Below are 18,760 nucleotides of genomic sequence, written 5' to 3' on the forward strand. Positions count from 1 at the left end.
CGGAGGTTCCCTTGTCCTACACCATCGACATTGGCGCAGCGCCCGCGAACGCCGACTGCGCCCAGCTTGGCCAGACCCCCGATTTCGCGCGGGTCAACCGCTTCGAGATCGACGCCTATCGGATCGGCATCATCGCCATCCATGGCCTTCCTCCGCAGGGATGCCGCCTCACCAGCAAGCCTAACCGGCACGATTTCGGCACCTATCGAACCCTCGTCCTGCACATCGACGATGAAGACGATCCTGCCGTCGCCGCCTACGCCGAGGCCGTAGAAGACGGGCTCGGCTCCTGGATCGAGGCTGCGATTGCCTGTCCTGTCGAATATGACGGCAACGTCGCCTCCATTCCCCGGCCCGAACTCGACGAAGTGGCGATCGGCGCGCTGCTGACCACGCGGCCCGGCGCCAACGGTCGTTTCGCGATCCCCGCATTCGAGACGATCCACACCAACCTTTCGGCCGCATTCCCCAAACTCGCCGAGACCGCCTGCGCGCGTCTCGCCGGCGATCCCGCCTGACTGCTCAGGAGATCCATCATGGCAAACAATTACCTCTCCAGTTCCTTCATCCTCGAGATGACCGCCGAGGATGCCGAATTGGTCAGGCTGGCGCAGCGCGCGAGCGAAATCGTCGAGGATTTCGCGAGCGATACTCCCCGCGACCTCGAATACGACAACCTCGGTCCGCGCTTTGCCGCTCTCTTCCCGCCCAAGGACGGTGACGATTTCGGGAGTTTTCTCGACCTCTTCGACGATCCCGATTTCCCGTCGTTCGACTGCAGCATCGTCATCAGCGAAGTCGATGCCGAGGGACACTGCAAAGTCAGCTTCAGCGGCAACCAGTTCGGCGTCGATCAGGTGGCAAACCTGATCTTCACCGCCTGCAAATCCGCACTCCCTTGCGCATTCTCATGGGCGCACACCTGCGATGCCTTGCGGCCTGACGAATTTGGCGGCGGCTGCGTCATCATCACTGACGCCGGGATCGATTTTCACAGCACCACCGGCATCATCGGCCGCGTTCTCGGAACGGGCGCCGGTCCTTCCGAGACACCCAAGCCGGTCTTCGACCCCGCCCTTGTCACCATCGAGCAGAAGCGCTTCAGCGTCACCCAATGGGAGATCCTGGTCTGCTACAACGGGCAGCGCATCGAACAGTACGGCGACAAGATCAAGCTGGTCGGCAAGGAATACAGAGGACACCCGCGCGAAATGTGGATGGCGGTCGCCTACCGCGAAGCGATCGCGCGCGACCTCGCAAGCAGGCTTCCCGTCGTCGAGGAAGCGGCGATCACCACCCATCTGACGTCCCACTGATCCCATGCTGCATCAGCATTTGCAGCCTGCCGGCACCGCGCCGGCAGGACTGCCTTCGCTCGTCCTGCCTGCCGAGATCCGCGCCGCGATCAAGGCCGGGGCCTGGATCGTCTTTAACGTCTCGGGCGGCAAGGATTCCTCGGCCGCGATGTTCGCCGTCTCGATCATGCTCGATCAGCTCGGCCATCCCCGTAACCGTCGCCTGGTCATCCATGCCGACCTCGGCCGCGCCGAATGGGACAGCACCCCCGCCATGGTCGAACAGCTGGCAGCACTTGCGGATCTACCGCTCTGCGTCGTGCGCCGTAACGCCGGCGACCTGTTCGACCGCTGGGCACAGCGCTTCGAGAACGGCAAGCGCCGCTACGAGGCCCTCGAGACCTACAACCTGATCGGTCCATGGTCCTCGGCCTCGCTGCGCTTCTGCACCTCCGAGGCCAAGGCGCATGTCATCGGCCCGCACCTGGCGCGCACACTGCGTGGCGAGACCATCATCAACGTCCTTGGCATCCGCCGTGATGAAAGCACCGCGCGGTCCAAAGCCCCGGAATGGAAGGCTGACACGCGCTACGCCGGTGCAGGCAATGCCCATGGCACGCGCATGATGCTCTGGCATCCCATCGTCGAATGGACGACGGCCGAAGTCTTCGCCGCACACCGCCATCTCGGCATCCCGCTTCACGAAGCCTATACCTGCTACTCCAGTTCGCGGCTTTCTTGCCGTTTCTGCGTGCTGCAGTCGATCGCCGACGCCCGCGCATCGGCCAACGCTCCCGCCAACCGCGATGCACTGATCCACCTGTGCGACCTCGAGGCGACGTCCACGTTCTCGTTTCAGCCAGCGCGCTGGCTTGCGGACACCGCACCTGATCTCTTGCCGCCAGACCTGCAGATCCGCATCGCGGCCGCCAAGATCGACGCGCATCGGCGCCGCGAGGTCGAGGGCGCGATGCCCAAGGGTCTGCGATACGTCAGGGGGTGGCCGCCGCGCCTGCCGACATTGCCCGAGGCCGCGGCCATTGCCGAGGCCCGTGCGCCGATCCTCGCGCGCCACCAGCTTGCCAACCGCTTTCCGACCGCCCGCGCCGTGCGGGACCGCTTTGCCGACCTCATCGCCCAGCGCCGCGCCGCCTGACCGATAGCAATAGGAGACTGCCATGACCGCTTCCACGGACCATCCCGTCATGTCCCAGGCCGAGGCCGTCGCGCTCGGCTTTGCGGGCTTCAACGACGTGCCGCACAAGCCCATCGACGTTCCCGATGGCGAATACACCATCACTGCCCGAACGAGCGACGGCCGCCGTGTGACCTTCTGCTTCCTGCCCGATCGCGAACGAAGCCCGGCAGGATTCGTAGATATTCAGTACCATGATGCCGGGACGAAGTGCGCCAATGCCAATGGCGGACATTCGCCCACCTTCAACGCATTCGGCATCGGGCGGGGTGGCCGCCATATCCTCGATTCCCGCCCTCTGGATGAAGCGGATCGCCCCTCCATTCTCGTGCTGATGCTCGACAAGGCCGAGCCAAAGTCCTCGCCCCGCGCAAAAGCGCGCGACGCAGGCGGGCGCCGCGAAGTCTCGTGGTCGTTCGGCGAAGGCACGATCTTCCCCGGCTACACCGATGACCGTGAATGGAACGGCTTCCTCAACATCAGCGTGGCCGAACATACGTGGCCGCATGTTCGCGCCGAACTGCTTTCGAGTGCCGACGGCGACCGCGAGTTGATCGCATCAGTCAAGGCGCTGAAGGCCGAGGGTGGCTTTGTGTCGCTCGCCTTCGGCTACACCACACAGGAAGTCGAAACCCGGTGGGCTCTGCAATTCCCCGACTATCCCATTGCCTGCATGCCGCCCATTCCGGGAGACTGGACGGACAAAAGCTGGCGCAACGACACCAAGCCCAGCTTCGAAGTCTGCACCGGGCCGATGGGCGAGCCGGTGGAAATGTGGATCGACTATCCCGAGCCTGCGGTCCGCGAAATCGCGGGCGAACCCCGCTTTGGGCTCTATCGCCGCAATGCCGATGACGAGCTTGAGGCGATCTACACCGGCGAGGATTACGCCGAGGCCATGGAGCACGCGAACCGCGAAACGCTTGCCTGCGCCTTCGCCAAGGCTCTCGCCCACCAACTGACGCCTGACGAATGGCAGACCATGCGCCTCACCAACCAGACGATCACGCCGGGCTGCTGCGCCTCGCACGATCACCTCGATGCCAACATGGTCATGCTCGCCGTGTGGCTCACCTATCGCGGGGATCAGCTGATCGCCCGCGGCGCAATTACGGACATCGGTGATGACCTCGATCACGTCAACGCGGCATGGACGATCGCCAGGGAGCGTTACATGACCGCCAGCGCCGAAGGCGAACGCTTCGACCTGTGGCGCTGCACCGGCATCACTGTGCCCGACCTCGCAGCCGCCGGTTGCGAAATGGGCGACAACGAACCCTGCATCCGGCCTGGCCGTCTCTACGAACCCGGCCACATCGAACTGGATGAAGAGAAGGGCCTGATCGTCACCGTCGGAAATTCGATCCGCACCTTCGAACACCAGATCGAGGCCGAAGGCCATCTCTGGCGCGCCTATGCGTCTTCCGAGTTCACTGCCCAGCCCGGGGGCTTTACATAGAACGGGCACGGAGATGCGCTAGCGACCGCTGGCGTCGACAACACCTGTTTTCCGTGCACTCGCGGCAGACTGCCTTGGGCCGGTAGGCGACTGTCCGGTTCTGAGCCGGGTCTCGGCGATAGCTGACGATATTGATATCCGAAATGGTCGACGACGAATGGACCAAGCGGGCTGCAATCCCACGGACGAAATCAGTTCTTGGTTACGGTGCGGGCTCGCCCTGCGCGGGAGCCAGGGGCGGTTCTAGAGCGGCCTGCCGCTTCGCAAGGCGATCCTGCCAAGACTTTTGGAACGCCGGCCCTTTGCTGTCGGGCGGGGTCGCGGGGCGACGTACGAAGATCGGCACCGGTGCGGGCAGTTCAGGGCCGATGACCACAGCCTCGCCCGGTGCAAGCATGGGCACGAACTGAGCGGCACCGCGGTCGAGATCGCCACAGGCGCGCTCGACCGTCTCGCGGTCCTGATCATTGGTCAGGCGGTGGACGATAAGAGTGCCAAGTTGGCTGAGCACGTCCGGCGGCACGTCGCGCGGGCGCTGGGTCGCGAGCACGCACGTCAGCCCATATTTTCGGCCTTCCTTGGCGATAATGCCAAAGGAATCGAGTTTGATCGACGCATAATCGTCCCCGACGGTCCGGCCGAGAAATTGGTGGGCCTCATCAAGGAACACCACCAGGGGGTCGGTCCGGAAACGATTAGCGCGCGCCTCGCTGAGCAGAAAACGTCCGATCACGTTGAGAAGGATCTCGCGTGTATTATGCTCGAAACGCACCTCCTTGAAGGACACCACGGCGACATCTCGCGCGTCGTCCTCGAAGAAAGCACGAAGTTCGTCGACCAGCGAGACCCCGTCCTGTCCGAAGACGCATTGCAGTTCCTGCGACGCGAGGAGCGTGTTGATCCGCGCAGTCAGGCTTTCGCAGAAGGCGACACTGCCTTGGTCGGCATTGCCAAAATGGCCAGGCTCACCCGTCAGATAGATGCACTCGGCTCGGATCTGCTCTGCGAGGCGATGAATATCGAAAGCGCATCCAGGCGCATGCAGCGTGACCGCGTGATCGCGCACGGCTGTGAGGAATGGCGCGCGCGGCTTCGTGCGTTTGATGATCGTTCCGTCCGCGACAGTGACGCCCTGCGAGATGGCAGCCCCCATTGCGCTTACCAGCTTGAGACTGCGGATCGCTTCGCGCAGCTTGGGTCCCTGGCTCTGTCCCGATGGCCGGAACAGCGAAAATAGATCGTCCTCTGTCATGTGCCGATAGGGGAAATACGCTAACTCCTGACCCGCAGTCGGCTCCGCAAAGGTGAATACCGTGTCGACACAGGCGAGGTCGGAAAACTCGCCGGTCGGATCGAGAACAACCGCCTTGCCGCCGGCGGCCTTCACCTGCTCGACCAGCGTAGCGACCGTCCAACTCTTGCCTCCCCCGGTCGCGCCAAACACCCCGCAATGACGCCCAAAGAGGCGATCGGGGGGCAGGCAGACATCAACCCCATCGGCGGCATCGATCCGGCCGATGCTTAGGGTCAGATCGTCTGATCCTGCGACCGCATTGCGGATCAGGGTCGCGAGAAGCTGGGGCTGGGCGAGATAGACTGCGTCACCGATCTGCGGGAACTGGACAAGGCCTCGCTTCAGCCGATTGGAACGCTGTTCGACGGCGGCGAGCAGCTGCACTCGCCCGATCGGGTTGACCGTACCGCCATCACCTACCTTGGGCTCGACGGTCAGCCGCTCGCCGTCGGGCAGGCGGGTCTCGACGATGCGACCAAGTATGAAGGATCGTTCGCAATCGATGAATACGAAGTCGCCGACCGCTCCCAACGACGTTCCCCGGCTCTCGCGCCCCGGCACGGCGTTGGGCAGGTTCATATGGACATGGGACGCCGTGACTTGGGTCACCGTACCGACGTAGCGATCGGTCTCGATCGGATTGATCGGGTTCATGCCGGACCCGCCGCGCCTTGCTGGATAGCGCGCATGCGCTGGACATGCCGCTCGCGGTCGGTTTCGCCGATCAGGTCCGGCATCGCGGCGGCGAGATCCTGGAACCGGCCGTTCATCAAGTGCACACGGGCATCGCCACTGTCGGCTAGACGCCGGAACCGGGTAAGAAAGCGGTTGGGAAGCTCGGCCTTGCCCGCCAGATCGTGGGCCCCGAGCACCAGCTGCTCGTCAGGGATGAAAGCAAGATCGCAAATCGCGAGCCGCAGCGACATGTTGGATTCGATCGCGGACATGATCGGACTGCTGATATGATCGTCATTAAACCCGAACCCGGAAATCAGGAGCGCGGTATCTGGTTCGCGCAATGCCGCCTGGAAGGCCGAGAGCATGTCGAGATAGGGCGCGTCGAAACTCTCCTGATATTTGCTTGAACGCGGATAGATCAGGACCGGCTTGCCGACCTGCGCGCGGGTGCGCAGGATGTCGCCTTCGACACGGCGCCAGTCGATCGAGCCATGCAGCTTGTAGAATTGTAGGACATTGGCAACATAGTCGGGGTTCTCGCGGTGTCCCTCCCGACGCACGATATCGAGATCGAAATGGGTGCGATCGTAGGTTTGGTCGAGATTGTGCGAAAAACCGTCGATCAACGTGAAACGTGATCGGCGCGCCACCTCTTCAAAGCAGAGGTCATAATTAGTTGTGAAGAGTTTGGCGCGGGGTTTGCGTACCCCACGGCGTCCGATTTTGCGGATCAGAGCATCGTGAGCGTCGAGGCCGCTCTCTCGATCGATGAAATCAACGCGCGCCAAGATTGCCTGCTCGGCGGTTTCGACAAAAGCCTGCATGGATAGCACGGGCTCGCTCGTCTCGCCGTCATGAAGTTCGAGATAGAGTTTGCATAAGGTGAGCAGCTTCTCGATATTCTCGCTCACGCGCTCGGCGCCGAAGCTGGCAACGATCGCATCGAAAACAGCGTCGCCCGCCGCAGCGCGCACAGCGACCCAGACATCCCACATCCCCGCCGGAGTCGGTCGCCCTTGCGGATTGCTGACGCCGAAAGACGAGCCGGTGCCGGTGAGGACTACCAGATTGGTGGCGTTGAGGATGTTCAGTAGCACGCTGCCGACCGCGTTGGCCGACCCTGGAACCGGCGCGTCGTCGGTGTCGCCCTCCATGCTGACCGCCGCCCGCCAGCCCGCGCCGGGAACATAGAGTCTGATATCCGCAGCATTGGCAGCACGGCCGTCCCAGAATGGCATTTGGACCCCTGTTGTCGTTCACTCTGTTTCCAGGAGCTTCGCGGGCTTTTGAACTAAAGGGAAGCGATAGGCCTGCATTTTTCGACAGCTCACCCCGCCATCAGCGGGTGACCGAAGCTCTGGAAGCGAACCTTGGATGGTCTGCTGTGCGAACGTCAGCTCTTGCCAAAAAATTGCCACTTTGGGGGGCCGTCTAAAATGACAGCATTGTCCCAGTGAGGTGGTCCCGCTTTTCTGGACAGGATGCTAAGCTAATCCCGACCTGATGGATTGGTAAGGGAATGAAGACGACGAGGAAGCGCTATAGCGCCGATTTCAAAGCCAAGGTGGCGCTGGAAGCGATCCGGGGTGACCTGACGCTGGCGGAACTGGCAGCCAAGCATGGCGTGCACCACACGATGATCGCCTCCTGGAAGCGGCAGGCCATTGACGGGATGGCAGGCACGTTCTCCGGAGCCGGCGATGCGGTCAAGGCTGCCAGCGAGAGCGAGGTAGAGAAGCTGCACGCCAAGATCGGGCAACTGGTGGTGGAGCGGGATTTTTTAGCGAAAGCCTTCGGTCGATGAGCGTGGAGCGGAGGCGGGCGATGGTCGAACCTGCTCACCACTGCCTGTCGATCTCGGCGCAATGTCGCCTGCTCTCGATTGGCCGTTCATCGTATTATTATGCGCCTGTGCCGGAAGCGGATGAGACGCTGGCGCTGATGACGGTGATCGATGCGACGTTCCTGGACTGCCCTTGGTACGGCAGCCGGCAGATGGCACGTCACCTGCGGCGCGCAGGCCATGAGGTTGGTCGCCGCCGGGCCCGGCGGCTGATGGCGAAGATGGGCCTGACGCCGATCTACCAGCGGCCGCGCACGAGTGATCCGCACCCGCAGCACCGGGTCTATCCGTATCTGCTGCGCAAGTTGGTGATCGACCGGCCCAATCAGGTCTGGTGCGCCGATGTGACCTACATCCCGATGCGGCGCGGCTTCTTGTACCTGGTTGCGATCATGGACTGGGCAACCCGGAAGGTGCTGGCGTGGCGGCTATCGAATACGATGGATGCAGGGTTCTGCGTCGCGGCGCTGGAGGAGGCGCTGGCTCGCTTCGGCAAGCCCGAGATCTTCAATACCGACCAAGGTAGCCAGTTCACGTCGCAGGCCTTCACCACTGTGCTGCGCGAGGCAGAGGTCCGCATCAGCATGGACGGTCGGGGCCGGTGGATGGACAATGTCTTCATCGAACGCCTTTGGCGATCCCTGAAGTACGAATGCGTTTATCTCCACGCCTTCGAGACCGGCTCGGAGTTGAAAGCTGGCCTTGGCCGCTGGATCACCTATTACAACACCCAGCGTCCGCACTCGGGCCTGGCCGGAAAAACCCCGGTCGAGGCCTATCGGCGGATCGGGCAATCAGATCATGGGGGGCATGCCCCCCATGATCTGATGATCAAACAGGCGGCATGAACGACAACCGGGATTAGCTTAACTCAGCCGCCAAACTGTCCAAGAAGGCGGGACCACCTCACAGCCCCCGGCCACAACCGGACTTACCGCTCGTAAGGCGCGAGACTTTTCTGATTGAGCGGCCTGGATGGGCGCATACGGCACGCACGGGATTCATTATCCACCCAGCCCCAGTTCGAAGCCTGCGCCCGCATCCCGCAGCCGGTTGACCAAGACCAAAGAAGCTTGATGCGCCACAAGTGCCTGTTCGCGCGAGCACGCCTCCTCTCCGTACCTGATCTTCGGCGTGCATTGAATGTCGTCGACGAGCCGAGCATGGTCGAAAACCATGCCAAGTTCGGTAAGCTGATGGCACAGCTGCCCCAGATCATGCACGTACTTGAAGCGACCGCCTTTGAGCGCGATTGCGGCCTTCAGAACCTTTTCGGCTGACTGAAGCGACGCCCATTTCGAAGCGCCGAAGTGATCGTGTCGCTCCATCAGGTTCGATACCGCCATCTTTATATCGTTGCGCGCAATGGCCATCAGTTCATTCTGTGTGCTCATAAGGGTATAGAATGCAAGCAGGCCGATCTCGAACGAGGACCCAATTTCAAGCAGCGCCTCGTCAGATAGTCTTTGAGCCAACCCTGGTGTCATGCCGTCTACAAGCTGCACGACGTTGGTGGTTGCGGAACCGCGGCCAATTGGTGCCTTCTGGATCCACTCTCGCTCCGCAATGAAATTTACGCTGCCGACGAACTGAGGGATCCGCAGAGCGTACAGGTCGCCCTCGAGCAGTAGGACGATCTTGCCCACCGCCATGTCAATCTTGATCCGGTCTCCATATGTTTCGTAATACCAATTCCGTATCGCTCTCGCGAGCGGCCGGTAGCGCTCGATCTCTGGCGGTCCCCTAACGGCCCCCTCCCCAAGTGGGATAGGGATGTTCCCATAACGGATGCTCACCTCGCCAACGGCGGAGATTGGGCGGCTCGGAATGTCCACGCCTTTAGCTTTCAGCTCCGCATCGATCCCGCTCATCATTGCCTCGAAAGCGGGGCCTTCGGTCGGTACGTCTGTCATGCGCCAAGCTATAGCAGGCGTAGGGCATTCGGGTATCGGACTATTCTACGCGCTACAGCATGCCGATCAGGGAGCTAGGGATAGCGGACAGGCAGATATCGGCGACGCTTAATCGGTTCTCGAACGACCAAAATGGGCGCAAGCGTATATCAGTGCCCCTTTCATGTAATGCCCTGAGTCCTCGGGGGCCAGTGCCGAATTGAGGAGAGGGGGAAGGGACAGGCGAGCAACCCGAAAGGAGCCGCCCCATGTCCAACGTCGTGAAACTGCCGGGACCGCCAGCGCCGCCGCGCTGCGCGGTTCCCATCGGCCAAACGTCCTACGGCCCCCTCGAACTGGATCTCGACCGCGTCCTTGCGGGACGCATGCTTGTCCAGGGCGGGTCCGGTGCCGGCAAGAGCCAGACCATGCGCCGCATCGTCGAAGAGGCTTTCGACTACGTTCAGACCATGATCGTCGATCCCGAAGGCGAGTTCGGCAATCTCGCCGCGCACATCGGCGCGACGACGCTCAAGGCCGTTGAAATCGCTGCCGATGGCCTGACCGCCGCCGCAACCCGCGCGCGTCACCATCGCATCGCCCTTCATCTGGATCTCACCGACCTCGACCCCGAACAACGGATCATCAAGGCATCGGCCTTCTTCGCCGGCCTTGTCGGTGCGCCGCGCGAGGACTGGAAGCACACGGTTCTCGTCGCGATCGACGAAGGGCACCTGCTTGCCCCCCATCAAGCCGGTTCCGCCCGCGATGCGGAAACCCGCCGTCTCGGCGTCGCCACGCTCACCGACTTGTGCGCCCGAGGCCGCAAACGCGGCATCGCGCCCATCATCGCGACACAGCGCCTTGCCAAGCTCTCCAGCTCCGTCGTCTCCGAGCTTCAGAACTTCCTCATCGGCATCAATGTCTTCGACCGCGACATCATCCGCGCCGCCGACATTCTGGGATTCAGCCGCAACGAAGCCGAAAAGCTGCGTACCTTACGCGCCGGCGAGTTCTACGCCTTCGGCCCCGCGCTCACCCGCACCCCGATCATGGCCAAGATCGACCAGACCATCACCGAGCATCTCGGCGCCACCCCTCAGCTGCATGGCGCAGCCGACCTCGACCACTCCGAGGCTCAGAAGCTCCTCGACCTCGAGCATCTTCGCGAAGCGCCGAGCCAGCGCGACGACAGCCTGAAGTCTCGCGGCAGCCGCGCCCTCGATGCCTTCCTGCTCGATTCCATCGCACCCACCGCCACGGCAATTTGCCTGGCGCTGAAAGGCATATCCCCCAACGCCACGACAGCCAACGAACTGGCCAAGCACCTCGGCATCTCGCGCGAGGCCGTGGATCAGGCGCTGGACGTCCTCTCCGCGCTTTCGGCGGTGGATACCATGCCACGGGCCGATGACCGGATGGCACGGCTCCATACGCGGCTGCGCGCCCGTCTCAGCGATGTGCATGTGGTGGGTCTGTCATGAGCGACGACACCGCAGCCATCATCGTCGAGCTTGTTTCACTCGCGGACCCGTTGCCGAAGGCATCTGCGCCGCTGGGGGAGATGCAGTACCGATCAGACAGCTGGACCCCGCAGGAGGTTCGCACCCTGCGCCGGCTGTTCAACGATGACACCCCGATGCCGGAAATCGCCGAGGCCCTGGGACGCGGCCTGCATGGTGTCAGGGACAAGGTCTGCACCCTTGGCCTGCGCCGTCATTCGACACGGCCCTGGAACGAGCTTGAAGACCACGAACTGATCCAGACTTATGGACAGGAGCCTGCAGCCACTATTGCGGCGCGGTTCGGCCGCTCATGCGGCGCAGTCTATGCCCGTGCCGCGATCCTTGGCCTCAGCGAAGCGGCAGCACCGGCATGGACGCCATGGGAAGATGCACAGCTGCGCGCCGGCTTTGCCGCCGACATTCCGACAGCACAGGTCGCCCTGATAATCGGCAGACCCCATTCCGGTGTCTATAGCCGTGCCGGCAAGCTGGGCATCAAGCATGCCAGCACCCCCAAGGGCTGGACAAACGCCGAGATCGAACGCGCCATCGAACTTGTAGAAGCCGGACACAGCTACGCCGAGATCGGCACGATCCTTGGCACGGAAGGATTCCCGACCCGCACCAAGTCGTCGCTTCAGGGACTGATGAAGCGAACCGGGCAGGGCAAGGGTTGGGGCCGCGCCTGGATGCCCGAGGAAGATGAACTGCTCATCAAAGCCTATCGCGACAACGCCAGCCTGACGCCTCTTCGCAATCGTCTGGGTCGATCGGTCTTCTCGATCCGCTGGCGAGCGGAATATCTAAACCTTCGCGGCACCCATGCACGGCCCAAAGGCTTCCGCCTTGGTCCTGACTGGTCCGAGGCCGACGAAGCTCGGCTTCGACGCGACTACGGCAAGATCCCGACGCCTGAACTTGCCCGCCAGATGGGCCGGACGCGCGCGGCCATCTTCACCCGCGCGAATATACTCGGCCTTGCCCATGAAGGGCGTCAGCGCTGGACGAGCGACCATCTGGACGCGCTGCGGATCGCGCATGAGCACGGCATCAGCCTCACAGACCTTGCCGCGGCGCTCGGCCGGGAGGTCGATGCTCTGCACAAATATGCCGCAAAGCAGGGCCTCGCGTTCGGCCGTCGCCCCCGCAGGCCAGTGCCTCCGACACTCGCTGACATCCTGAATCTGCCCGAGGCCGCGAAAGGGAAGGGGGAGGGGTGAAGGCGAAGGCAAGGATTTTCCGCGCCAGCAGGAGATGCAGCATGTGCCCCAAAACTCAGCCGACTGCCGCCCCGAACGCCAACGAAGGCATCAAACTCGTCCTCTGGCCCGACGGAACCTGGTGCTGGCATGACGACTTCCGCGAGGAAGACTGGACCTTCATGTCCGACGATTACGAAGTCATCGACATGGGCGACATGCCGCGCGTCGAACGACTTGCCCGCGAGGATGCGCAGCTTTGCGCAAATGTCCTCGAAGAACTGCGCTGAGGGCGGGACCATGGTAGACCGCGTTTCCGCGTCGATCACGATCGGCGGCACCATCAACCTTTTCCTCTGGCAGACCCTCTCGGCCGCTATTGCGGCCGAGGCCCTGTCCACCGATTGGGACGGCGAACCTTTCAACGACAGCGACATTCCCGAAGGCCAGCCCCTGCGCCTCTATGCGCACGAAGTCCCCAATGGCACCTTCAAGGAACTGGAACCGATCTGCCAGGCCCACGGCGTACCGTTCGTGCGCTCCTCCTACGGCTTCACCGGGCAATGGGGCCCGGAGAAGGTGGTCTTTACCGGGACCGGCGATCCGATCATCTATCCCTGCAGCGAAGACGGCACCGCCTATGTCGATCGCGCCAAGATCGAGACGCTCGGCAGTCTCGCCGCGGTGAACGCCTATCTCGACGAGGCCGAATTTCCCGTGCCCCCGATCGTCGTCACCGACGAAATCGGGGAGGGCGCCTTCATCCCTCCCGTCGCACTCGCCAAGGCCGTCCACGTCCCGCCTCCTCTCGAGATCGCCAGGATACTCGTGCTCGGCACCGTCCATATGAGCCCCGCCACGGCCACGGACTGGATGCCGCACTGTCCCTGGACCTGCTTCGACAAGGACGACTATGGCTGGTTCATGCACGTCGGCGACGACGTCGGCATAACCGAGGCCGAGGGCGTTCCTCTCGAGATCCGTTCTGCCATCCACATCGCCAAGCGCGAAAACTGCGCATGGATCATGTGGGACTGCGACGGCCCCCAGATCGACGAACTGCCCGAGTTCGATTGGGACCAGCACCCCAGGGCCTCGACATGAGGGGTGGGAAGATCACAGCCAAGGCCGTGGACGTGGGCTCCCGCGTCCCGGACTACATCCTGCCGCCTCGGGCGCCGACTGTCCTCGCCTATGGCGTCGGTGTCGATTCCACCGCACTTTTGGTGGAGCTTGTCGCGCAAGGCAAAGTCCCTGACCTGGTATTGACTGCTGATACCGGTGTCGAGAAACCGTCCACTTACGAGTACCTCGACGTGATCCGGCCATGGATGGCCGCACGCGGCATCCGCCACGAAATCGTGCGCTACCAGCCCAAGCGCTTCAAACACTGGCCACCCTATTATTCCCTGCTGGAAATGTGCCTCACAAACGCGACTTTGCCGAGCAAAAGTCTCGGTGGATCAAGCTGTTCGTTGAAATATAAGAAGGCTCCACAGGACGCCTTCCTGAAGACATGGAAACCCGCCCAGGAAGCATGGGCTCGCGGCCAGCGGGTGATCCGCCTGATCGGCTACGACGCCGGTCCAAGGGACACCTTGCGCGCCAACCATGCCCTGTCGATCGACGATCCACTCTACGAATGCCAGTATCCCCTTCGGGAATGGGGCTGGGATCGCGATGCCTGCATCCGCCGCATCGAGGACGAAGGTCTGCCGGTGCCAGATAAGTCCGCATGTTGGCTCTGCATATCCAATCGTGCGCAGGAGATCCGCGAACTTCCAGCCTGGTGCTTGCGGCTGATCGTTCTGGTGGAGGCGAGGGCGGCACCGCGCCTGCGAACGGTCGAGGGCCTCTGGCGCAAGACCACCAAGGCGCGGCCGGGCCGCATGACGGATTTCATCCGGCACGAGGGGCTACTTCCCGCCGAGGACATCGACCGGATCATCACCGAGGCCCCGCTCGACCTGATCCGGTTTCAGGACGTCGCCGCTTCGATCCCCGTCGATGACCGCCCAACCATGCGCAGCTGGATCGAACGCTTCAACGCTGCGGTGCCCGCATCACAGCGTCCCCGTCTCGCCGCCTGACCTACAGGAGAATTGCCATGTCCCTCGCAACTGCCACCGCCGGCATGTCTGAGCGGGAAATCATCGCCCGTCTCAACGATCGTTGCCGCCACGGTCTCGACCGTACCGGGCGGATCATCATCACCCGGACCTGTCTTGGCACTTTCGCTGACAGTACCATGGCCGAGCTTGTCGCCCAGGCCCAGATCCTCGCCGAAGTCCGAAAGTTCAGCTATCCCGAGGACGACAGGACCGAGCGCGATCGTGGCCAGATCGATTACCGGGGAACGACGGTCTATTTCCAGATCGACGCCTACGACGCAGACCTGAAATGGGGTTCCCCTGACCCCACTGACGCCAGCGTCACGCGCCGCGTCATGACGCTTATGGTGCGCGAGGATCTCTGAGGCTCTGGTCTACTTCAGGATGCGGCCTTGATATTTGTCCGGAAAGTCCGTATTTTCCGGTGAGGAGATACGCTATGCAACCATCTGTTAGTTCCGTGGAAGCTTCGAAGTCATTTGGCCGTATCAGTCGGCAGGCCTTGATTGCCCCACTCACCATCACCCATCACGGGCACGATAGTTTGGTGCTCATGTCAGCTGCGGAATACCACCGTTTGAAAAGCCGTGACCGGGAAGTCCTCGCTATCAATGACTTCACCGATGATGATCGCGCTTTGGTGGCTGCATCACGGGCTCCGAGCCAAGCTGCAGATTTTGACAACGAACTGCAGGGTAACTGATGCCGCTTCCCACGCCGGTTCCAGGCCTTGTTATCCGTTATTCATTCCTGTGGAGCCATGAAGCCCAGAGCGGTAGCGAGGAAGGCAGCAAAGACCGCCCTTGTGCCATATTGCTGGCAACTACATTGAAGGGCGGCGAACACGTTGTCACCGTGCTACCGATCACACATACGCCGCCTACAGATGAACGCCTCGCCGTCGAAATTCCTGCAGGAACGAAAGCACGCCTCGGTCTCGATATTGACCGATCCTGGATCATCCTGACTGAAGCCAACCGCTTTCGCTGGCCTGGCCCTGACCTTCGTCCAGTCCCAGGTGATACCGATGCCAGCGTTGCCTATGGCCTGTTGCCAGCAGGCCTCTACGACATCGTTCGGACGAAATGGTTGGCAGCTTATGATGCCCGCTTGGTTGGGCAGGTACAGCGTACCTCTTGATCCGATGAAATGATGGCGGTGCCGGGCGGTCGCGTTTACCCGGCACCTGTCCGGCGCTCTAGCAGCGCCGAACACAAGTTCAAGTAATCTGCCATGGGCAGCGACGAATTGTCATAATCCTAACGGACTTCTACAGATCGATATTGCGCCGCTCGATTTCATTGAGAACGGCCTGTTCAAAATCGGTCAGATTTTCACCGTCGTCGACTTTGTCCCAGGCATCGACCAACTGTGCGTCGGTCATCTCTTTCGGGTCCATGATCCGTGTTCCTCTGTCATCGCAGGGCGATCATCCCATGCGCGCGGGCCATGTTCAACGCCCATCTGACACGGTGCGATAATAACAATTATGTTAAATATCAATGCCTTAGAGCGATTTCCATTCTAGGGCCACACCCGCTGTAGGTCAATCCTGGCCGCGAAAGCAGCACTTCAATCAGCCTCGAGGAGAAACCAATGCGTGAGCAATCTCGCAGCGATGAAGATTTGGGCGTCCGATATCTGCGAATGGCGCTCGAATACGGCCGTGCCACGCGCGCATTGCTGGACGGGAACCAGTGTGAAGCGCCTTTCTGGCAGAGCATGGGTCACGCCCTGGAGCTGTCGTTGAAATCGCTGCTCAAAAAGCACGGCTTCGACGAGATGGACCTCATGCATTTCATCAGTCACGATCTTTATGGGGCTGAGCGGTCCTACCTCAGGCAGTGCCCGGATTCCCAACTGATCTCGGCCGACGCATCACGGCTGATCCGTCATCTGTCGGATTACCATGCCCGTTTGGATTTCCGGTATCCCTGCCTTTTCCCGGCCGCCTCGCTGCCCGACCCGGCCGATGCTGAACGGGCGCTCGCTGCACATCTAACTGCGGTGGCCGGCCATTTCGGGGTCACAACCCATGACCGAAGCTAGCAAAGCGCTTCGCGCTGGGGGCATGCGATACAATCGCAAGCTCGCCACAGTGTCTCCCGAAGAGTTCGCTGAGCTTATGGCGATCGTCTATGCCGAACCTACGCCAGCGCGCGCCCTCACCCCTGATGACCACTGGCGCCGAGCCTATCAGCTCGAACAGCAAAGCAAGCGCGTCCTCGGCTCCCAGGCGGACTTGTTCAGCGGGCGAACCATCACCCACTACCGGCGGAACCGGCCTGCGGCCGAGGTCGAGACACCGGCCATGGAAACGATCGAAGCAAAGCTCGATCGCATCGCGGACGATCCCCTTGCCACCTTCGGGCCGGAACGGGCAGATCGCCCCGCCTACCTTTCAAGGGACGACAAAGCCGCGATTCTGCAGGGCGCAGCAAACTGGCTCCGGGTACGCCAACGGGTCCGCATCGTCGATGCTCCGGGAGCCGTAGATCCCGCGTATGGACCACACCTTTTCCTCGGCCGCGAGGGCGTCATCTGGAGATTGTGCAACGGCACCTTCGCTGACCACTGTTATGTCTTCCTCGACCCTGTCGGTGCAGAGCGCACCGCCAAGATCCGGATGGTCGAGGTTCGCGACATCGAGCCGATCCCATGAGTGCGCGGCAACCCGACCTGTTTCACGGCGACAAGCAACCACCTCGATCGGCGCCGCCGCTGCGCGCATATCGCAAGCCCGCGAAATCCACGCCCGCCGCGTTCGCCTGGGAAAGCATGGCTTCATGGGTCCGCCACATGCACCGCCTCTTCGCGATCGAGAGGCCGAGCAGCGATCATTACGCACGGGTGCGCACCACCGCGCGCGAACTGACCGTCGAGCGTATCCGTCAATGCCGGCACGCCGATGATCTCTCGCGCTGCGAAGCCATGCTTGTTCATGCCGATTCCGGTTGGCTCTACGGCCTCGATCGCGCCTTCACCCGCGCCGAGCGCGGTGAACGCCTCGTCGAAATCCGAAACCGCATCGTGTTGCTGGGCCTCGGCCGCATGGAGCCCAAACCGAAAGGACCACGCCTCGATCCCATGCGTCTGCCCGACGCCGCACTTCTACGCCTGATCCAGACACATGCCGATCCACACCTGGTCGAGCATCTGCGCGCCGAGCGTCAACGCCGCCTCGATACAATAACGGGGCCGAAACCGTAGCAGCGGCTTCGACCCCGTCGATTGAATGAGACCCATGCATTACCGTGGATCAGCCGTAGCAACGCCTCAACGTCGATTCCGGCTGCAAGCACGATACATCGCAATAGGTCAATTTAGCATGAACGAACCTGCATGGCTCGTTTCCGCGCATTTGCGAACATCACCCGAAGGACATCACCCGAAGGACAAACCTATGACTATCTCGTCTCTATCAGCCCGCCGCCGCCATCTCACCTCCTTCGAGAAGTGCTATGCCGTCGCCTGTCAGCTTCGCGACACCACCGGCGCCGACCAGTTCGTCGTGCGCACCGACAACCCCTTGCAACCCTTCCGCGTCTCACGGCATCAGCCGATCGAGCCGGAAACCATCCTGGCGCTCGTAGCCTGAGCGCTCAATTCCAGACCGTCTTGTCCGCCACCAGTTCGGCGGGCGTCTTGCCCACGACCAGATTGCGTGCCGCGACATGCAGCACATCTGCCCCCGATTCACGCACGGCCCGCGCCATGTACCCACGCCGGTTGGCAAGGATGGCGAGCCAGCGCATGTCCTTAACGGTCTCATTCAGATCGCGCTCGCAGGTCAGATACCACAGCTTCATCTGCAGCGGGTTCTTGTCCTTGAGGATTTCCTCGAAGGCCAAGTACCCTTCGCCGTAGCGAACGCCCTTGCGGACGTCGTTCCACAGATCGAAATAGGCATCGGCCATTTCGCGGGTCGCGAAATACCCGGCATCCAGGCTCTCACCCATAAGGGCTCCCGCCAGCAGCCGGCGAAAAGGTCGAAGTTCGGCATCGTTCATCGCGTCCATCAGGGGCAGATCGTAGTTGTACCCCTCCAATACGTCCTTCATTTTCATAGGTTGTCCTCCTTCGTTGAGACCTATGACGCATTTAGAACATTAAGCGAACGTGCTAGTCAAGGCTCACTGCCGTCATTCAAATGACGGCGGTTTTCATTATCGAGAACTTCCGCCTCAACCAAAATTAACCTTCCGTTAGGATTTGAAACTCAAAACTCTTCTCGCGAGCGAGATGCAGTCTTGTTCCCGCCGGTCTGGCAACCCCTACACCCCCTGTTC

At 62.0% G+C, this 18,760-nt stretch carries 22 protein-coding genes; 17 read left to right on the forward strand and 5 right to left on the reverse strand.

The window, feature by feature from the left end:
* Positions 1 to 11 precede the first annotated feature (11 nt).
* From DM450_RS24420 to DM450_RS26020, 4 genes are read left to right on the forward strand one after another with little or no spacing between them, the layout of a single operon-like run.
* The gene (locus tag DM450_RS24420) at positions 12 to 518 is read left to right on the forward strand and encodes a hypothetical protein (protein WP_142639943.1); all 507 of its coding nucleotides are present in this window, start codon (positions 12 to 14) and stop codon (positions 516 to 518) included.
* An 18-nt stretch (positions 519 to 536) separates the two neighbouring features.
* Positions 537 to 1,316: a hypothetical protein gene (locus tag DM450_RS24425; protein WP_142639945.1), complete on the forward strand. Its 780-nt coding sequence runs from the start codon at positions 537 to 539 to the stop codon at positions 1,314 to 1,316.
* Positions 1,317 to 1,320: 4 nt separating this feature from the next.
* Positions 1,321 to 2,451, forward strand: coding sequence for a phosphoadenosine phosphosulfate reductase family protein (locus tag DM450_RS24430; RefSeq protein ID WP_142639947.1), 1,131 nt, complete (start codon positions 1,321 to 1,323; stop codon positions 2,449 to 2,451).
* A 22-nt stretch (positions 2,452 to 2,473) separates the two neighbouring features.
* A complete protein-coding gene (locus DM450_RS26020; RefSeq protein WP_185928881.1) occupies positions 2,474 to 3,949 on the forward strand; it encodes a hypothetical protein in 1,476 nt (491 codons plus the stop codon).
* Positions 3,950 to 4,151: 202 nt separating this feature from the next.
* Here DM450_RS26020 and DM450_RS24440 read toward each other — a convergent pair whose 3' ends face one another.
* Both DM450_RS24440 and DM450_RS24445 read right to left on the reverse strand, forming a co-directional pair.
* Positions 4,152 to 5,897: an ATP-binding protein gene (locus DM450_RS24440; RefSeq protein WP_142639949.1), complete on the reverse strand. Its 1,746-nt coding sequence runs from the start codon at positions 5,895 to 5,897 to the stop codon at positions 4,152 to 4,154.
* Positions 5,894 to 7,159, reverse strand: coding sequence for an SIR2 family protein (locus tag DM450_RS24445; RefSeq protein WP_142639951.1), 1,266 nt, complete (start codon positions 7,157 to 7,159; stop codon positions 5,894 to 5,896). Before DM450_RS24445 ends, DM450_RS24440 begins: the two co-directional genes overlap by 4 nt.
* A 281-nt stretch (positions 7,160 to 7,440) precedes the next feature.
* Here DM450_RS24445 and DM450_RS24450 point away from each other — a divergent pair.
* A protein-coding gene (locus DM450_RS24450; RefSeq protein ID WP_142639952.1) for an IS3 family transposase occupies positions 7,441 to 8,612 on the forward strand; the annotation gives its coding sequence in 2 pieces (ribosomal slippage) (positions 7,441 to 7,705 and positions 7,705 to 8,612; 1,173 coding nt in all).
* 156 nt (positions 8,613 to 8,768) lie between these two features.
* Here the strand turns inward: DM450_RS24450 and DM450_RS24455 are convergent.
* Positions 8,769 to 9,677 (reverse strand): HEPN domain-containing protein, encoded by a 909-nt coding sequence (locus DM450_RS24455; RefSeq protein ID WP_142639954.1) that lies wholly within the window; start codon positions 9,675 to 9,677, stop codon positions 8,769 to 8,771.
* 248 nt (positions 9,678 to 9,925) lie between these two features.
* Between DM450_RS24455 and DM450_RS24460 the strand changes: the two genes are divergently transcribed.
* The 8 genes from DM450_RS24460 to DM450_RS24495 all read left to right on the forward strand — a co-directional run bounded on the left by DM450_RS24460 (position 9,926) and on the right by DM450_RS24495 (position 15,611).
* Positions 9,926 to 11,140: a helicase HerA domain-containing protein gene (locus DM450_RS24460; protein ID WP_142639956.1), complete on the forward strand. Its 1,215-nt coding sequence runs from the start codon at positions 9,926 to 9,928 to the stop codon at positions 11,138 to 11,140.
* The gene (locus DM450_RS24465; RefSeq protein ID WP_142639958.1) at positions 11,137 to 12,381 is read left to right on the forward strand and encodes a hypothetical protein; all 1,245 of its coding nucleotides are present in this window, start codon (positions 11,137 to 11,139) and stop codon (positions 12,379 to 12,381) included. The genes DM450_RS24460 and DM450_RS24465 overlap by 4 nt, the downstream gene beginning before the upstream one ends.
* A gap of 41 nt (positions 12,382 to 12,422) precedes the next feature.
* Positions 12,423 to 12,650: a hypothetical protein gene (locus DM450_RS24470; protein ID WP_142639960.1), complete on the forward strand. Its 228-nt coding sequence runs from the start codon at positions 12,423 to 12,425 to the stop codon at positions 12,648 to 12,650.
* 10 nt (positions 12,651 to 12,660) lie between these two features.
* On the forward strand, positions 12,661 to 13,464 hold the full coding sequence (locus DM450_RS26025; RefSeq protein WP_185928882.1) for a hypothetical protein: 804 nt from the start codon (positions 12,661 to 12,663) through the stop codon (positions 13,462 to 13,464).
* Positions 13,461 to 14,450, forward strand: coding sequence for a hypothetical protein (locus DM450_RS24480; protein ID WP_142639962.1), 990 nt, complete (start codon positions 13,461 to 13,463; stop codon positions 14,448 to 14,450). The genes DM450_RS26025 and DM450_RS24480 overlap by 4 nt, the downstream gene beginning before the upstream one ends.
* Before the next feature lie 17 nt (positions 14,451 to 14,467).
* Complete coding sequence (locus DM450_RS24485) at positions 14,468 to 14,836, forward strand: DUF3768 domain-containing protein (RefSeq protein WP_142639964.1); 369 nt, start codon at positions 14,468 to 14,470, stop codon at positions 14,834 to 14,836.
* 74 nt (positions 14,837 to 14,910) lie between these two features.
* The gene (locus DM450_RS24490; RefSeq protein WP_142639966.1) at positions 14,911 to 15,174 is read left to right on the forward strand and encodes a type II toxin-antitoxin system Phd/YefM family antitoxin; all 264 of its coding nucleotides are present in this window, start codon (positions 14,911 to 14,913) and stop codon (positions 15,172 to 15,174) included.
* Positions 15,174 to 15,611, forward strand: coding sequence for a hypothetical protein (locus DM450_RS24495; RefSeq protein ID WP_142639968.1), 438 nt, complete (start codon positions 15,174 to 15,176; stop codon positions 15,609 to 15,611). The genes DM450_RS24490 and DM450_RS24495 overlap by 1 nt, the downstream gene beginning before the upstream one ends.
* A gap of 130 nt (positions 15,612 to 15,741) precedes the next feature.
* Here DM450_RS24495 and DM450_RS26415 read toward each other — a convergent pair whose 3' ends face one another.
* Positions 15,742 to 15,870 (reverse strand): hypothetical protein, encoded by a 129-nt coding sequence (locus DM450_RS26415; RefSeq protein WP_255490601.1) that lies wholly within the window; start codon positions 15,868 to 15,870, stop codon positions 15,742 to 15,744.
* A 197-nt stretch (positions 15,871 to 16,067) separates the two neighbouring features.
* On the opposite strand from DM450_RS26415, the gene DM450_RS24500 reads away from it, so the two are divergent.
* From DM450_RS24500 to DM450_RS24515, 4 genes are all read left to right on the forward strand, one after another.
* The gene (locus DM450_RS24500; protein ID WP_142639970.1) at positions 16,068 to 16,520 is read left to right on the forward strand and encodes a hypothetical protein; all 453 of its coding nucleotides are present in this window, start codon (positions 16,068 to 16,070) and stop codon (positions 16,518 to 16,520) included.
* Positions 16,507 to 17,133, forward strand: a complete 627-nt coding sequence (locus DM450_RS24505) for a hypothetical protein (RefSeq protein WP_312846187.1) — start codon at positions 16,507 to 16,509, stop codon at positions 17,131 to 17,133. Before DM450_RS24500 ends, DM450_RS24505 begins: the two co-directional genes overlap by 14 nt.
* Positions 17,130 to 17,681 carry a hypothetical protein gene (locus DM450_RS24510; RefSeq protein WP_142639972.1) on the forward strand — a complete coding sequence of 184 codons (552 nt, stop codon included), beginning with the start codon at positions 17,130 to 17,132 and terminating at the stop codon, positions 17,679 to 17,681. The genes DM450_RS24505 and DM450_RS24510 overlap by 4 nt, the downstream gene beginning before the upstream one ends.
* A 193-nt stretch (positions 17,682 to 17,874) precedes the next feature.
* On the forward strand, positions 17,875 to 18,069 hold the full coding sequence (locus tag DM450_RS24515; protein WP_008832697.1) for a hypothetical protein: 195 nt from the start codon (positions 17,875 to 17,877) through the stop codon (positions 18,067 to 18,069).
* Positions 18,070 to 18,073: 4 nt separating this feature from the next.
* Here the strand turns inward: DM450_RS24515 and DM450_RS24520 are convergent, their stop codons facing one another.
* Complete coding sequence (locus DM450_RS24520) at positions 18,074 to 18,538, reverse strand: hypothetical protein (protein ID WP_142639974.1); 465 nt, start codon at positions 18,536 to 18,538, stop codon at positions 18,074 to 18,076.
* Positions 18,539 to 18,760: the final 222 nt, after the last annotated feature.

Origin of the sequence: Sphingomonas sp. IC081 (assembly GCF_006874585.1) — a bacterium.
GTDB lineage: Bacteria > Pseudomonadota > Alphaproteobacteria > Sphingomonadales > Sphingomonadaceae > Novosphingobium.

Excerpts from the sequence above, each read along its gene's own strand:
- DM450_RS24425 (WP_142639945.1), top strand. The coding sequence starts at position 537 with ATGGCAAACAATTACCTCTCCAGTTCCTTCATCCTCGAGATGACCGCC.
- DM450_RS24430 (WP_142639947.1), top strand. The coding sequence starts at position 1,321 with ATGCTGCATCAGCATTTGCAGCCTGCCGGCACCGCGCCGGCAGGACTG.
- DM450_RS26020 (WP_185928881.1), top strand. The coding sequence starts at position 2,474 with ATGACCGCTTCCACGGACCATCCCGTCATGTCCCAGGCCGAGGCCGTC.
- DM450_RS24440 (WP_142639949.1), bottom strand. The coding sequence starts at position 5,897 with ATGAACCCGATCAATCCGATCGAGACCGATCGCTACGTCGGTACGGTG.
- DM450_RS24445 (WP_142639951.1), bottom strand. The coding sequence starts at position 7,159 with ATGCCATTCTGGGACGGCCGTGCTGCCAATGCTGCGGATATCAGACTC.
- DM450_RS24455 (WP_142639954.1), bottom strand. The coding sequence starts at position 9,677 with ATGACAGACGTACCGACCGAAGGCCCCGCTTTCGAGGCAATGATGAGC.
- DM450_RS24460 (WP_142639956.1), top strand. The coding sequence starts at position 9,926 with ATGTCCAACGTCGTGAAACTGCCGGGACCGCCAGCGCCGCCGCGCTGC.
- DM450_RS24465 (WP_142639958.1), top strand. The coding sequence starts at position 11,137 with ATGAGCGACGACACCGCAGCCATCATCGTCGAGCTTGTTTCACTCGCG.
- DM450_RS24470 (WP_142639960.1), top strand. The coding sequence starts at position 12,423 with ATGTGCCCCAAAACTCAGCCGACTGCCGCCCCGAACGCCAACGAAGGC.
- DM450_RS26025 (WP_185928882.1), top strand. The coding sequence starts at position 12,661 with ATGGTAGACCGCGTTTCCGCGTCGATCACGATCGGCGGCACCATCAAC.
- DM450_RS24480 (WP_142639962.1), top strand. The coding sequence starts at position 13,461 with ATGAGGGGTGGGAAGATCACAGCCAAGGCCGTGGACGTGGGCTCCCGC.
- DM450_RS24485 (WP_142639964.1), top strand. The coding sequence starts at position 14,468 with ATGTCCCTCGCAACTGCCACCGCCGGCATGTCTGAGCGGGAAATCATC.
- DM450_RS24490 (WP_142639966.1), top strand. The coding sequence starts at position 14,911 with ATGCAACCATCTGTTAGTTCCGTGGAAGCTTCGAAGTCATTTGGCCGT.
- DM450_RS24495 (WP_142639968.1), top strand. The coding sequence starts at position 15,174 with ATGCCGCTTCCCACGCCGGTTCCAGGCCTTGTTATCCGTTATTCATTC.
- DM450_RS26415 (WP_255490601.1), bottom strand. The coding sequence starts at position 15,870 with ATGGACCCGAAAGAGATGACCGACGCACAGTTGGTCGATGCCTGGGAC.
- DM450_RS24500 (WP_142639970.1), top strand. The coding sequence starts at position 16,068 with ATGCGTGAGCAATCTCGCAGCGATGAAGATTTGGGCGTCCGATATCTG.
- DM450_RS24505 (WP_312846187.1), top strand. The coding sequence starts at position 16,507 with ATGACCGAAGCTAGCAAAGCGCTTCGCGCTGGGGGCATGCGATACAAT.
- DM450_RS24510 (WP_142639972.1), top strand. The coding sequence starts at position 17,130 with ATGAGTGCGCGGCAACCCGACCTGTTTCACGGCGACAAGCAACCACCT.
- DM450_RS24515 (WP_008832697.1), top strand. The coding sequence starts at position 17,875 with ATGACTATCTCGTCTCTATCAGCCCGCCGCCGCCATCTCACCTCCTTC.
- DM450_RS24520 (WP_142639974.1), bottom strand. The coding sequence starts at position 18,538 with ATGAAAATGAAGGACGTATTGGAGGGGTACAACTACGATCTGCCCCTG.